Annotated in this window: 13 protein-coding genes; 7 read left to right on the forward strand and 6 right to left on the reverse strand. The window is 42.9% G+C overall.

The features are described 5' to 3' along the window. The first annotated feature begins 186 nt into the window (after window positions 1-186). From AC1DV1_RS01025 to AC1DV1_RS01040, 4 genes are all read left to right on the forward strand, one after another. Entirely contained in the window at window positions 187-726 is a 540-nt protein-coding gene (locus AC1DV1_RS01025) for an acyl-CoA thioesterase (protein ID WP_477353940.1), read from the forward strand. A 60-nt stretch (window positions 727-786) separates the two neighbouring features. After that, complete coding sequence (locus AC1DV1_RS01030; RefSeq protein ID WP_477353942.1) at window positions 787-987, forward strand: YqaE/Pmp3 family membrane protein; 201 nt, start codon at window positions 787-789, stop codon at window positions 985-987. Between the two features lie 139 nt (window positions 988-1,126). After that, window positions 1,127-2,473, forward strand: coding sequence for a sigma-54-dependent transcriptional regulator (locus AC1DV1_RS01035; protein WP_477353944.1), 1,347 nt, complete (start codon window positions 1,127-1,129; stop codon window positions 2,471-2,473). A 537-nt stretch (window positions 2,474-3,010) separates the two neighbouring features. Next, window positions 3,011-3,364, forward strand: coding sequence for a hypothetical protein (locus AC1DV1_RS01040; RefSeq protein WP_477353946.1), 354 nt, complete (start codon window positions 3,011-3,013; stop codon window positions 3,362-3,364). A 61-nt stretch (window positions 3,365-3,425) separates the two neighbouring features. Here the strand turns inward: AC1DV1_RS01040 and AC1DV1_RS01045 are convergent, their stop codons facing one another. The 4 genes from AC1DV1_RS01045 to AC1DV1_RS01060 form a co-directional block, all read right to left on the reverse strand. Further along, window positions 3,426-4,292, reverse strand: a complete 867-nt coding sequence (locus AC1DV1_RS01045) for an ATP-grasp domain-containing protein (protein ID WP_477353948.1) — start codon at window positions 4,290-4,292, stop codon at window positions 3,426-3,428. Window positions 4,293-4,453: 161 nt separating this feature from the next. After that, entirely contained in the window at window positions 4,454-4,921 is a 468-nt protein-coding gene (locus tag AC1DV1_RS01050) for a hypothetical protein (RefSeq protein ID WP_477353950.1), read from the reverse strand. Between the two features lie 490 nt (window positions 4,922-5,411). Beyond that, window positions 5,412-5,795 (reverse strand): GNAT family N-acetyltransferase, encoded by a 384-nt coding sequence (locus AC1DV1_RS01055; RefSeq protein ID WP_477353952.1) that lies wholly within the window; start codon window positions 5,793-5,795, stop codon window positions 5,412-5,414. Between the two features lie 43 nt (window positions 5,796-5,838). Further along, on the reverse strand, window positions 5,839-6,807 hold the full coding sequence (locus AC1DV1_RS01060) for an alpha/beta fold hydrolase (RefSeq protein ID WP_477353954.1): 969 nt from the start codon (window positions 6,805-6,807) through the stop codon (window positions 5,839-5,841). Window positions 6,808-7,555: 748 nt separating this feature from the next. On the opposite strand from AC1DV1_RS01060, the gene AC1DV1_RS01065 reads away from it, so the two are divergent. Beyond that, window positions 7,556-8,920: an IPT/TIG domain-containing protein gene (locus AC1DV1_RS01065; protein ID WP_477353957.1), complete on the forward strand. Its 1,365-nt coding sequence runs from the start codon at window positions 7,556-7,558 to the stop codon at window positions 8,918-8,920. A 752-nt stretch (window positions 8,921-9,672) separates the two neighbouring features. On the opposite strand, the gene AC1DV1_RS01070 is transcribed toward AC1DV1_RS01065, so the two are convergent. Together AC1DV1_RS01070 and AC1DV1_RS01075 are read right to left on the reverse strand one after the other, a co-directional pair. Next, the gene (locus tag AC1DV1_RS01070; protein WP_477353959.1) at window positions 9,673-10,146 is read right to left on the reverse strand and encodes an SRPBCC family protein; all 474 of its coding nucleotides are present in this window, start codon (window positions 10,144-10,146) and stop codon (window positions 9,673-9,675) included. Window positions 10,147-10,157: 11 nt separating this feature from the next. Continuing rightward, entirely contained in the window at window positions 10,158-10,463 is a 306-nt protein-coding gene (locus tag AC1DV1_RS01075; protein ID WP_147053289.1) for an ArsR/SmtB family transcription factor, read from the reverse strand. Window positions 10,464-11,150: 687 nt separating this feature from the next. Here AC1DV1_RS01075 and AC1DV1_RS01080 point away from each other — a divergent pair. After that, on the forward strand, window positions 11,151-11,228 hold the full coding sequence (locus AC1DV1_RS01080) for a potassium-transporting ATPase subunit F (RefSeq protein WP_477354379.1): 78 nt from the start codon (window positions 11,151-11,153) through the stop codon (window positions 11,226-11,228). Window positions 11,229-11,240: 12 nt separating this feature from the next. Continuing rightward, window positions 11,241-12,956, forward strand: coding sequence for a potassium-transporting ATPase subunit KdpA (gene kdpA / locus AC1DV1_RS01085; RefSeq protein WP_477353961.1), 1,716 nt, complete (start codon window positions 11,241-11,243; stop codon window positions 12,954-12,956). The last annotated feature ends 23 nt before the right edge of the window (window positions 12,957-12,979 follow it).

Consider the following 12,979-nt stretch of genomic DNA (forward strand, 5'->3'; position numbering starts at 1 on the left):
AATAAAAGAGCCTCACCCTGCCCTCTCCAAAGGAGAGGGTTCTTGATTGGCATAATGTTTAGGTAAAATCGATAATTTCCATCATGCTAATAAAAGTCCTCTCCTTTGGAGAGGATTTAGGTGAGGCTCCCCCTTTGTCTTAACTCTTGATTCTTAACTCTTGGCTCTTCTCCCTATATTTGTACCATGACAGGAAAATCGCCTAAAGAATCATATACCATTATGAATGAACTGGTATTACCCAATGATACCAATACATTAAACAACCTGATGGGGGGACGCCTGCTGCACTGGATGGATATTGCCGCCGCTATATCGGCGCAAAAGCATTGCAACCGTATTGTGGTTACTGCCTCGGTAGATAATGTATCTTTCCAGGCCCCCGTAAAGCTGGGCGATGTAATCAGCATAGAAGCCAGGGTAACCCGTGCTTTTACCACATCGGTTGAGGTGAGAATGGATGTATGGGCACAAAATATACCATCGGGCACCAAGGTAAAAAGCAACGAGGCTTACTACACCTTTGTAGCTTTAGATAACGACGGGCGAAAAACCCAGGTGCCGGCATCATTGCCCGAAACGGATGAGGAGATAGCGTTGTTTGAAGGAGCTCTTCGCCGCCGCCAACTGCGGTTGATACTGGGCGGCAAAATGCTTGCCAATGATGCAACCGAACTGAAAGCCCTGTTTTTTGGCGAACAGCTGCCGCTTAATTTGAAAGACTAAAGGCCGTAACAATTGCCGGGCGCATTGGTCTAAATCATAACAGTTTAACACTAAACAGCCATGAGATACTTTCTTTGTTTTTTATTCCCGCCCCTGGCCATACTCACAACCGGCCGCATCGGTGCGTTTATACTCAATATATTTTTAACACTTTGCTTCTGGATCCCCGGCGTTATCCACTCGATACTGGTAACCAGCGATTATTATGATGCCCGCAGGCACAGGCGATTGGTGAGGGCTGTGAGAAGGAGTGGGTGGTAGTTTTTGAATTTGAAAATTTGAGAATTTGAAGATTTGAAAATAGCTATGTTTGTGTGCTGATTTATTTCGTTGATGTTCGTAGAGAAAAGACCTGTCGGATGTTAATCGGTGAAATCAACATAAATCATATAATCAAAAAGTGCAACAAGGTAAGCTATTAATTATTGACGATGAGGAACGCCTGCGTAACCTGATGGCCCGCATTCTGCAACTGGAAGGGCATGAGGTAATTACGGCAGGTACGGCTAAAGAAGGTCTGCGTAAATTACAGCAGGAGAATATCCAGGTTGTTTTGAGTGATGTTAAGCTGCCCGATACTGATGGTATTACCCTTACCGATACCATCAAAAAAGCATATCCAACTACCGAGGTAATTGTACTTACCGCTTATGGCACTATCAACGATGGCGTAAAGGCCATTAAGGCAGGTGCTTTTGATTACATTACCAAAGGCGACGATAACGAAAAGATAATCCCGCTGGTAAGTAAAGCCATGGATAAGGCCCTTTTGCAGCAAAAGGTACTGGAGCTGCAAAGTAAACTGAACGATAAATTCGGGTTCGACAGGCTGATTGGCAAATCTACCGCCATTAGCGATGTAATTAAGCTGGCCCAAAAAGTAGCCTTAACCGATACCACTGTTTTACTATTAGGCGAAACCGGCACCGGGAAAGAAATTTTTGCCGAGGCCATTCACCAGGCCAGTAACCGCAATACCAAATCGTTTGTGGCTGTAAACTGCAGCGCCTTTACCAAAGAATTGCTGGAGAGCGAACTGTTTGGCCATAAAGCCGGCTCGTTTACCGGGGCTGTTAAAGATAAAAAAGGACTGTTTGAGGAAGCCTCGGGTGGCACTATATTTTTAGATGAAATTGGCGAACTTGACCACGACCTGCAAGCCAAGCTGCTCCGCGTGCTGGAATCACAGCAGTTTTTAAAAATTGGCGATACCAAACCTACCCAGGTTAATGTACGCATACTTGCGGCCACCAACCGCAACTTGCAGGCCGAAATTAACGAAGGTCATTTCCGGTCGGATTTGTTTTACCGTTTATCGGTTTTCCAGATCACCTTGCCCCCGCTACGCGAGCGTAAAAAAGATATCAAGTTGCTGGGCGAATATTTTATGCAATACTTTGCCCTAAAAGTTAAAAAGCAGGTAAACCAGCTTAGCGACGAGTTTGTAAGCAAACTGGAAGCCTATAACTGGCCCGGCAACATCCGTGAGTTTAAAAACGTAATTGAACGCGCCGTAATACTCACCGATAACAATATTCTGGACGAAAGCCTGCTGCCTTACGAAATCCAACAACAACAAATAAAGTCCGGGGCGCCTATTTCCGCCTTTGATCTTTCATCGGTAGAGAAACTTCATATCCAACGGGTGCTTAACCATACGCACGGTAACCGTGCCGAAGCGGCCCATTTGCTGAATATTGGGGTGGCTACGTTGTACAGGAAGTTGAAGGAGTATGGGTTAGAATGAGTAATTCGCCCAGCCGCTGCCGCGAGTTTGAACTCGTGGTAAAACATGGTTTCAGCTTTCAGCTGAATTGGTAAGCAATCATGGTTAACAAAGGTTAACATAATTTCGATTTATTTTTACTTAAATTATTTATAATCAATGTGTTATGTAAAAATCATGGTTAACATGTGTTAACCATGATTTTTGCGTTTTTCGCATTGCTCCGATATAAAACTTAAGGTTGCTGCTGCAATGCCGCTTTGCCCCACGCAGGTGCAAAACTTACAACCGCACAACCCCGCATTATTTTGCCCGTTTTCGCCCGAAGCTGTTCTGCTGACGGGAAAGGGAAGATACCTGGTAAAGAAACGATCACAAGTCCTCCTGGCTCTGTCCTTTACACAAGATTTGCGCTAAGGGGGGAGTACTTTGTATAGGAAGTTGAAGGAGTATGGGTTGGAATGATTTGATTTCGGAATTGGAAATTTCGATTTCGTATTTATTTTTGCTTTTAAAACATCTCATCATCTTATTCGAAATCGGTGTTATTAATGAGCAATGGCAACAAAAGAGGAACTTCAATGGCAATTGGCTGCTTTAAAGGAAGCAGTTAATAAGTCGAGTGATATTAAAGAAGAAGTAAAGAATTTATTTAAAAAATTCACTATAGCCAATTTCGAAGGTGGGCCTGTGATTTTAGAAAAAGATAACGCCTTTTCACTTTACACATTAAGGTATCAATTTAAAGAAAAAAAGGGCGTTTATAATGAAAGTTGGGCCAAACTTTTAAAAAGACTAGCTACTGCCGATACTTACGCTCATATAACGATCAGAGCATTAACAATTGATGACAAAGCATATATCTTTTTTTCAGACAATGATTATAAGGAGTGTTTTGGAGTTATTTATTGAATAGTTGGAATTATCGTAAATCACCTACTGGCCGCTATGGCAAGCTTTAACCTGTTGTAAACTATTGTATTAACTGAAGTAAGGCTTGGTAATAATTATCAAAAGCCTGTTCATGGCTGTTTAAAAACAAATACGGCTCAATAAGCTCAAGCTCCATTAAAACAAAAGTTCCATTTGATATTATTCCATCAACCCTGGCGTATAAGGTGCCTTTGCCATACTTTTCAACGTATTTGCCGGCTGTTTGAAGATGCGCAGTATCTGGTTTTATTTTTTGAACGGAGCCGCCATATTCACTTTGAACTCTAAAGTCGCCTGTTTTAGGAACTTTTAAAGTACAATGACTAAAATTGCCGTTAAAGAACATAAAAGACAATTCACCTTGTAAAATTTCTTCCATAAAAGGTTGAAACAGGAAACTTTCATGAGCTAAAAGGCTGTTAATTGCATTCTGTACCAGTGAAACATTATCCAATGTAAGTAACATGGTATTTTTAGCGCTTGCACTTACGCATGGTTTAATAATCAATTTTTTGCTTAAGGATTTATCGAGTAATTCCGCCAGATCTGGCACGAGTCCTTTCTCGAGGAATGCAGATTGAATTACAGGTAGACCATCGTCGGCAATTTGCTGTAAATAATGCTTATCGCTATTCCATAGTACTGTTTTAAGCGGATTTAATATTTTGACTCCAGCCGCATCTAAATCACTTAGCCACAATATAAATGAATCAAAATTATCATGGTAATCCCAGGGCGATTTCAATATAACAACATCAAATTGTTTCCAATCAATTTGTAAATCGTTCCATACTACGCTCTTAATAATCAAACCTTTGGTTTCAAGGAATTTTGATAGTTGAAAATCTTCTTCTAAATGCGATTGAGTTGATTTTTTGTTTTGGTAACTGACTAAGGCTATGTTCATTTTCACTATGAAATAATGAGCGTAAATTTATGGTTTATCTTAATGATCTACCGATAAAGCGCTAACAAACGGAATTATAAATTCCCAGCTGCCTCGAGTTTCAAACTCATAGTAAAATATGGTTCAGCCGAATAGTCAAGGCATAGAGCGTCCGGTATACCCTACTGCTTATTAAAAACCATAGGCGAGGGAACACAATCGGCGTTAAACGGGCAGGTAAAGTAAAGTGAAAGTTTATTTTTCTGGCCGTTGAGCGACACGCCGTAAGCAGCGGTTTTGGAGCCGTCAACGGGTATAAGTTCGGTTACGGGGCCATAATTGTTTTTTGAGTTTGAATAATTTACCTGGTCAAACATAATTAACGAATCATTTTTGACAGTGTATTTCCCTGTAACTCTGAAGCGGTATCCTATTATTTTTTTGGTAACCGAATCTGTGGCTATAATATCGTATTGAAATTGGTTGCCATTTTTAAATTCGTATTGTTGAATTCCCTGGAATTGCAGGATAGCCCATTTTCCTGTAATATTAACGGTGCCGCTTGCATCCTTTTTACAGGCAGAAAAAGTAAATGCTAAAACAGCCGTTAAAAGGCTTAAAATTTTGATAAGGGTAAGTTTTGTTTTCATATTAACTATTACGCTTAAATAGGTGGCGGTGATACAATTGGGATTAATTTTTTAAGAAAATTTTAATCATGCAGCTGTAACGGAAATTCTTGCATAAAAAGCGGCGGGACCGTGCGAATCCCCTCTTGAGAAGGACGGAGGGGGGATGTACGCGCAATGAAACGCGGAAAAACATACCCCTGCCAACGCGCCACCAACTGTGCCCAAAAAAACAGTAATGAAGTGCGATGGATATAGTCAAACAAGTGCTCCAAACCACCCGTCATTGCTTCGTACTCACAATGACGGGTATTATCCTGGTTGCCACCGACTTTAAATATGCGATTATAAGGTTTATTGATATAAACCTCAGGCAAGTTAACCAACAGGCATCTGTAGAAGTGCGAAAACTCCGTCTTTGTAATGCGCCGGAAGCCCGGGCTCAAAATCGACGGTTGTATTGCCAAGCAAAGTGAACCCGTTTTTGATATAATAGTTAATTAGCCGGCCGTTACCGGCACCTGTATCTAACCGCACGTAGGTTAGGGAATGGTTCTTTGCAAAAGCTAAAGGCCCAGTTGATAATATGTTTAAGCAGGTTGTGGCCGCGAAAAGCCTGACTTGTGGCTATGCGGTGGATATAAATTGCAGCGGTGTTGTTTAAGTCTTTCCAAATAAGCGGATCGCTGAAGGTAACGCAAAAGGTGGCAACGATTGTATCGTCCGCCAGTATTGTGTAATGCCTGTCTTCAGCAATCTCCTGCGCGATAAGTGCCGGCTCAAAGCCCAGCCAGTGGTTATTTCCTACTTTTTTCTGGTAGGCGATGGCATCATCGTAGAGCGCAAAAATACCGGGTACATCAGTTTGCCGGGTGTTTTGTATCAAAATCTCCATTTATTGTTTTATTAGTCCGGTTCAATGATTGAACAATTGCGCTTTAATTAAGGATTGTAGTCTGTGGTAAAATCTTCTTTATCACAACTTCCTGCATTAGCCGGGGTTCGGTTACCGGGATCAAATGGCCGGATTTTTCAAACCAGAAAAGATCTTTTTTAGGGGCTATCAACTGCTTGTAGTACTTTTCCGAAATAGCGTAATTGGTTTGATGGTCGTTTCGGCCGACAAAAAAGTAAACCGGGCAATTGACTTTAGGCAGGGAAGCTGTTAAGTTAATAAAATTGGCCTCCTTAAAAAGCGCTATCATCTCGCCGTTTTCTGTAAAATACTTTTTAAATTCCGTAGTGTCGCCAATGTCCTCGCCGTTCAGGAGCGAAAGCCATTTTCTGTCATAATAGTTCTGCTCACCGTTTTTAAATGGGATCTTCACTTTTTCCAGCTCAGTAATCGCCTTTTTATTTTTTTGTGCTTTTGCCTTTTGCTTCAGTTCGTTTAAAGCGATCCGTTCGCTTTCCCATTGATTAACGGCAGGGCTAACGGTCATATAGGCATACAGCTGCCCGGGATGTTTATCGGCCATGTAAAACCCTAACACCGTTCCCCAAGACCAACCCATTAAAAAAAGCTTTTGCTGATGAAACTGCTTCAGCAAAGCCAAAACCAATTCCTGGGTATCGTTTTCAAACAGGGCAACGGTTAATTTAACGGGCGAGGGGTTAAGTTTTAATGTTTGTCCGCAGTTGCGTTGGTCCCAGGCCACTACGGTAAAATATTTTTTTAACTCGCCCAGGTAAGCTTTATTTTCATCATATATACCCTCCGAGCCGGGGCCGCCGGTGATAAACAGGAACAGTGGTTTCGAGCGGTCGGCGCCTTCAATTTTAACGACCTGTTTAATTCCGCCAACGGGTAAAAATTCCAATGTGTCTATCGGGGTTTGGGCTTGGGCATGGCTTCCCATCAACACGGCAACAAAAAAGAAACTAAGCTTAAGTAATAATTTCATCATGTAAAGTAACGATTTATTTGAAGACGTTTGGACAATGTGTTGTGTGACAAGATGAGGGGATATTGCGCCTGCCGCCAACCGCCGCTGCCGGGGAGAAACAGTAATGACGTGCAGTGAATATAGTCAAACCAATGCCCTAAACCACCGTCATTGAGGTACGAAGCAATCCCGAACTATTTGGGACTTAGCATGTAGGGGATTGCTTCGTACCTTATAATGACATAATCGTAAGCTATTGATTATCAAATGTTTTTTATTCCCCTCTCGAGAGGGGGCGCGGTGGAAAGCGCGTTGGCAGGGGTGTGTTTTTCCACGTTTCATTGCGCGTGCATAACACACCCCTCCGCCCCTCTCGAGAGGGGAATCGCACATTTCCACCGCTTTTTTAAAGGGCTCCGCAAAATTTATCGGGTCCACAACAGCTACATTTGCACCATGTCATCACTGTTTTTTCCAGCCTGGCTGGTGCTCACTCGCAATGACGGTAGTTTGATATTAATAGTCAGTAAGTCCGCCGCCGCCGCGAGTTTTAAACTCGTGGTAAAACGTGGTTTCAGCTTTCAGCTGAACTTGTAAGCTGAAAGCCGACCATTTTTGCCCACGAGGTACGCCATCGCTAACCTCGCGGTAGCAAGAAAGTTCGGTTACAGGGACATAACTTTTTTTGAATTTGCGTAAGCCGTCTTATTAACTATGGTTATTTAATAATCAATATATCACTATCTTTATTGATGATAAACCAATAGCATTGACACAGTTCATCAATAAAATCACAGGTAAGTTTATATTATTAAGTCTTGCCACTGGTATAATTTTATCATCCTGCCAGAAACAGTCGGAGCAACCGGCCATCGTAGCGCCGCCCACCACAGTGCTGGGTGCGCCTACTATTACGGGTATTAGTCCGGCTACCGGTGATGGCGGCACTATTGTTACCGTTACGGGTACAAATTTCGATACGGTGATTGCTGGCGATACGGTAATGGTTAACAGTGTACCGGGTGTGGTAAAATCGGCCACGGCAACTTCGCTTACCTTTGCTGTCCCTCAAAACGCCATGTCGGGACCGGTAAGGGTTGCAAGCAGCAAGGGCTTTGCCATCGGGCCCGATTTTCACTTTCCGCATACTATTTATGCAACCGGGTACCAGCGTACAAAGGCAAACAGTAATTCGCTCATCATGATCTGGAAGAATAGCAACGGGCACTATGTCGACGGGTACCAGGCTTTTGGTGAGGGCCTAGGCATTGCCGTAATGGATACCGATATATATGTTGCCGGTTGGAACTATAACAGCGGTGCTATCGAAACCGCGCGTTACTGGAAAAACAATGCTGAAACGGTATTGTATGAAGGATCGAACTGGAGCACGGGTAATGCCATCGCTGTTAATGGAAGCGATGTATATGTTGCAGGCTTCCGGGCGGTTGATGTATATAATTCGCAGTATGTGGCCTGCTACTGGAAGAATGGTGCTTGCACCTACCTGTCGCAGCCCGGCCCGTGGGGCGCTGCCAACAGCATAGCCACATCCGGCGGCAATGTGTATATGGTTGGTTGCTATACCGGATTACAGCCATCTGATTATGTGGCATTTAACTGGCCGTGTTATTGGAAAAACGGGAAAATGGAAACCATAACACCAATGCATCCGGATGGATACTCCACCGCAAATTCCATTTTCATTTCCGGGAATGATATCTATGTCGCCTGGAGTGAACTATATGGCGTTTCGACTGCCTATATCTGGAAAAACGGCGTCAGCGCCGCGCTTACCGATGGCGCTCATGATGCCGATGTGAAATCGGTATTTGTTGTCGGGAACGATGTTTACGCTGCAGGTTACGAGAGCAACGGATCGCGCAAGATAGCCAAATACTGGAAAAACGGCGTACCGGTATCCCTCACCAACGGCAGTACCGATGCCGAGGCAAATTCAATTTCTGTAGTCGGTAATGACGTATATGTGGGCGGCTATGTGAGCGTAAGTGGCTATGCGCTGATCGATAATTCGGACAGCGGATGCATAGCTACGATTTGGAAAAACGGAACGCCGTATTACCTCAACAACCCCATATATCCGGCTAAGGTATATGCCATCACTGTGAAATAATTACTTAAGATCGTAGGTTGCAATGGACGCAATCATTTCCTAGAAAGGAAAAATCCATTTGTAACTTTTTTTATGATTAATTATAGCTGAAATAAGTCTCTGGAAAAAAACGACTTGTAAATTTTTTCACTAAATGCGGCTATTTTACATTTTATTTAAAAAGCTATTTAAGGTTTAATTGGTTGATTTTTAATGGCTTGTAAAAAGAATCTATTTGCATAAAATTCAGAAATATATTAGTTGGGTGGTCAAAACCAATTGGCATTTTAGTCTAGAAAGTGCCATTTGTAAGTCTATTGATAACCTTTAATAAGTTGCGATAACTTTTTTTTTGTTACAAGTGGTTTTGTTTTTTGTTACAAGTGGTTTTCACGATCTTACCTCAAATATATTCAACGCCGGGTGTTTTCTATGTAGTATGCAAGCCAAGATATTATCATAGACTTATAATTTCAATTAACCCACCCCGCGTTAGCTATTGCAGCGGATACCGGCCCAGCACTTAAGGTCCGTGCAGTATAAGCGGAAAGCGTGAGCCGCAGGCAACACCAGGAAAAGAATCAAGAATCAAGACAGCTTCATTCAGGTAAGTCCCCAGCTATCCTTTAATCCTAAAAATCAAGGTTCAGACAAAAAAAATTAACATAACAACGGCCCGTTCCTGACTTCGCAAAAAGCCATGAACGGACCGTTTTAAATAATTGACTGGGACTTAATCAACCCAGTCCAACTCAATCAACTCAATCAACCAACTACCCCAACAATTCTTCCAGTTGGTTAAGGCCGATAGTAAAGCCGCCCTGGAAGCCCATAGCTACCAATTGCTCCAGGTCTGCTTCGGATTGGAAGGTGAGGGTTACATTAACAATTGTTTTTTCGCCTTCCTGTTTCATGGCTACGTGCCAGGTGGATGCCGAGAAGCCCGGGGCCGGTACGCCATTTTCGTCGCTGAAAAAGGAGGTGGCTTCAAAGGTATTGGTACCCACGCTGATGAAATTTGTATTACTCCAATGTACCTCACCGGCAGGGCCTACCATGGAGTATAGCCATTGGCCGCCCGGTTTAAAATCCATTGTTTTGGTTACGGCGTTCCACGGCCTTGGTCCCCACCATTTGTCCAGCAGGTCGGCCTGGGTCCAGGCGCTCCATACTTTTGCTATGGGTGCTTTAAATTCACGCACAACGTGCAATTGTTTTTTTGCTAAATCTTTTTCAAAAGAGATCATGATGTTTGTTTTTAAAGGGTATCTAATAAATTATCTAATTGGTTAAAACGGTCTGTCCACATGTTGCGGAAGGCTTCAATCCATTGGTCCACTTCTTTCATCTTGTTAAGTTCTAAATGGTAGTAAATTTCGCGACCCTGTTGTTCCTGTTTTAACGCGCCGCACTCGGTTAATATTTGTATGTGTTTTGATACCGCCTGCCTGCTGCTGTCAAAGTGTTCGGCAATGGCATTGGGTGTCATGGCGCCTGTTACCAGCAAGGTTAAAATAGCCCGGCGGGTGGGGTCGGCAATGGCTTGATAAATATCGCGTCTCATATAATTTGCAACTGATTGATTGCAAATATAAATGCAATTGATTGATTGCGCAATTTTTTTTGAAAATATTTTTGGGGTGGAGGGAGTGGTGGGGTTTGCAGTTGGGTTATACCAGGCGGGTGGGGGAATAGTTGGGTACAATATCCATTGCGAGTATCCATCAGCCTATGCTGAAAAAAAAGTAATGACATGGCTGCGACCGGGATTCTTGTAGAGACGCATCACATGCGTCTGCCGCCAGACCGGTTTCGGATTTGCATGTGGGAGACGCATGTGATGCGTCTCTACAAAAAGCAACCATTAAAAATCAATATGTTACAAACATGTCATTATAGGGTACGAAGCAATCTCGTTGCTATGTAAATCCGCCTGGGGTGGCTACGAGGTTGCCGCGCTGCGCTCGCAATGACATAACTTTTTATTTCCGCTCCCACATTGATAATCAACTATCAAAATGATAGGCTATTTTCATCAATTAAACTCGTTTTTTATAACTTCTTAATGCTAATTGACTGTAATTCAATTGTTTGATTTCTTGTGCCAATAATTGGCACCTGCTTGGTAAACCCTCCTGCAAAAAACTAATAATATGGATATTTTACAGATTGTTATTTATGTGGCCACCTTCATAGCCATATTCTGGATCTTCTTCAAATCAGTTAATTACTTCGAAAACATTTAATCATCATGATCGCATTATTCATTGTAGCAGTGGCTGTGTTTGTATACATGGTGTATGTGCTGCTTAAACCCGAAAATTTTTAAACTATTAAACCCATGAACACTGAAATTTCAGGTGTAATTTTTACCTACCTGCTCACGCTGGCAATAGCCATCCCCCTGGGCCGTTACATTGCCCGCATTTTTAAGGGCGAGAAAACCTGGCTCGACTTTTTAGCCCCGCTTGAACGTTTCATTTTTCGTTTCAGTGGCATTGATGCCAAAAAGGAGATGAATTGGAAACAGCATTTATTTGCCCTGCTTACTATCAATAGTGTGTGGCTTATTTATGCATTTGTTTGTTTAATGGCACAAGGCCACCTGCCGCTTAACCCGGATGCAAATCCCGGCCAGTCGCCCGATACGGCTTTTAACACGGCCATCAGCTTTTTGGTAAACTGTAACTTACAGCACTACTCGGGCGAAAGCGGCGCCACTTACTTTACACAGCATTTTGTGTTTATGTTCCTGCACTTTGTATCGGCCGCTACCGGTATTGCAGCGCTGATTGTGCTTTACAAGGGATTGAAAGATAAGGTGACCGATAAACTGGGTAATTTTTGGGATTACTTTGTAAAATCAATTACCCGTATATTATTGCCTATATCATTTGTAATAGCTATCATCTTCGCTTTTAACGGCATGACTACCAGCTATGCAGGTAAAGATACATTCATCAGCATGCAGGGCGATACCGTTCATGTATCCCGCGGGCCGGTTGCTGCTATGGTAGCTATTAAACACCTGGGTACAAACGGTGGTGGCTGGTTTGGTGCAAACTCGGCACACCCTATCGAAAATCCTAACTATTTAACCAACACAGTTGAGTTGGTTGCACAGCTTATTATTCCTATTGGGTTGGTGTTTGCACTGGGCTTTTACCTTAATAAAAAGAAATTTGCTTACGTAATTTTTGGGGTGATGACGCTGGGGATGCTCATGCTGATGATACCAACCATTAATGCCGAACTAAATGGTAACCCCGCTATAGCCCACATGGGTGTTAGCCAGCCTACCGGCGCTATGGAAGGCAAAGAAGTAAGGTTTGGGCCTGCCAACTCCGCTTACTGGAGTATAATGACCACCATTACATCAACAGGTTCGGTAAACTCGATGCATGATAGTGGCATGCCTTTATCAGGTTGTATGCAATTGCTGGGTATGATGGTTAACTGCTTTTATGGCGGCGTGGGTGTTGGTTTCCTTAACTTTTACATCTTTATCATCATTGCGGTATTTATATCGGGCCTGATGGTTGGGCGGACACCAGAGTTCCTGGGCCGCAAAATTGAAGCCCGGGAAATGAAGATAGCTTCGCTGATTGCTTTATTACACCCATTTATCATATTGGTAGGCTTAGCCGTATCATCATACGTGGTGGTGCATATGCCTGGAGCCGATTGGGCAGTAAAACCATCAACATGGTTAAATAACCCGGGCAACCATGGTTTTTCTGAAATGCTGTATGAGTATTCTTCAGCAGCCGCCAACAACGGTTCGGGCTTTGAGGGTTTGGGCGATGGTAACATCTTCTGGAACGTTAGTACCGGTATAGTAATGATTTTAGGTAGGTTTTTACCAATTATTGGTCCGCTGGCCATTGCAGGTTTACTGGCCAATAAAAAATTCATTCCTGAATCTGCCGGAACACTTAAAAGCGATACCTCAACTTTTGGGTTGATGATCTTCGCGGTGATTGTAATTATCGCTGCTCTGTCATTCTTCCCTGCACTGGCTTTAGGTCCAATTGCTGAACATTTTTCACTTAGATAAGCCCCACCTAAATCCTCCCCTGG

The organism is Mucilaginibacter sp. P4_D1 (assembly GCF_056401935.1).

Excerpts from the sequence above, each read along its gene's own strand:
- AC1DV1_RS01040 (WP_477353946.1), top strand. The coding sequence starts at position 3,011 with ATGGCAACAAAAGAGGAACTTCAATGGCAATTGGCTGCTTTAAAGGAA.
- kdpA (WP_477353961.1), top strand. The coding sequence starts at position 11,241 with ATGAACACTGAAATTTCAGGTGTAATTTTTACCTACCTGCTCACGCTG.
- AC1DV1_RS01050 (WP_477353950.1), bottom strand. The coding sequence starts at position 4,921 with ATGAAAACAAAACTTACCCTTATCAAAATTTTAAGCCTTTTAACGGCT.
- AC1DV1_RS01060 (WP_477353954.1), bottom strand. The coding sequence starts at position 6,807 with ATGATGAAATTATTACTTAAGCTTAGTTTCTTTTTTGTTGCCGTGTTG.
- AC1DV1_RS01055 (WP_477353952.1), bottom strand. The coding sequence starts at position 5,795 with ATGGAGATTTTGATACAAAACACCCGGCAAACTGATGTACCCGGTATT.
- AC1DV1_RS01070 (WP_477353959.1), bottom strand. The coding sequence starts at position 10,146 with ATGATCTCTTTTGAAAAAGATTTAGCAAAAAAACAATTGCACGTTGTG.
- AC1DV1_RS01080 (WP_477354379.1), top strand. The coding sequence starts at position 11,151 with ATGATCGCATTATTCATTGTAGCAGTGGCTGTGTTTGTATACATGGTG.
- AC1DV1_RS01075 (WP_147053289.1), bottom strand. The coding sequence starts at position 10,463 with ATGAGACGCGATATTTATCAAGCCATTGCCGACCCCACCCGCCGGGCT.
- AC1DV1_RS01030 (WP_477353942.1), top strand. The coding sequence starts at position 787 with ATGAGATACTTTCTTTGTTTTTTATTCCCGCCCCTGGCCATACTCACA.
- AC1DV1_RS01025 (WP_477353940.1), top strand. The coding sequence starts at position 187 with ATGACAGGAAAATCGCCTAAAGAATCATATACCATTATGAATGAACTG.
- AC1DV1_RS01045 (WP_477353948.1), bottom strand. The coding sequence starts at position 4,292 with ATGAACATAGCCTTAGTCAGTTACCAAAACAAAAAATCAACTCAATCG.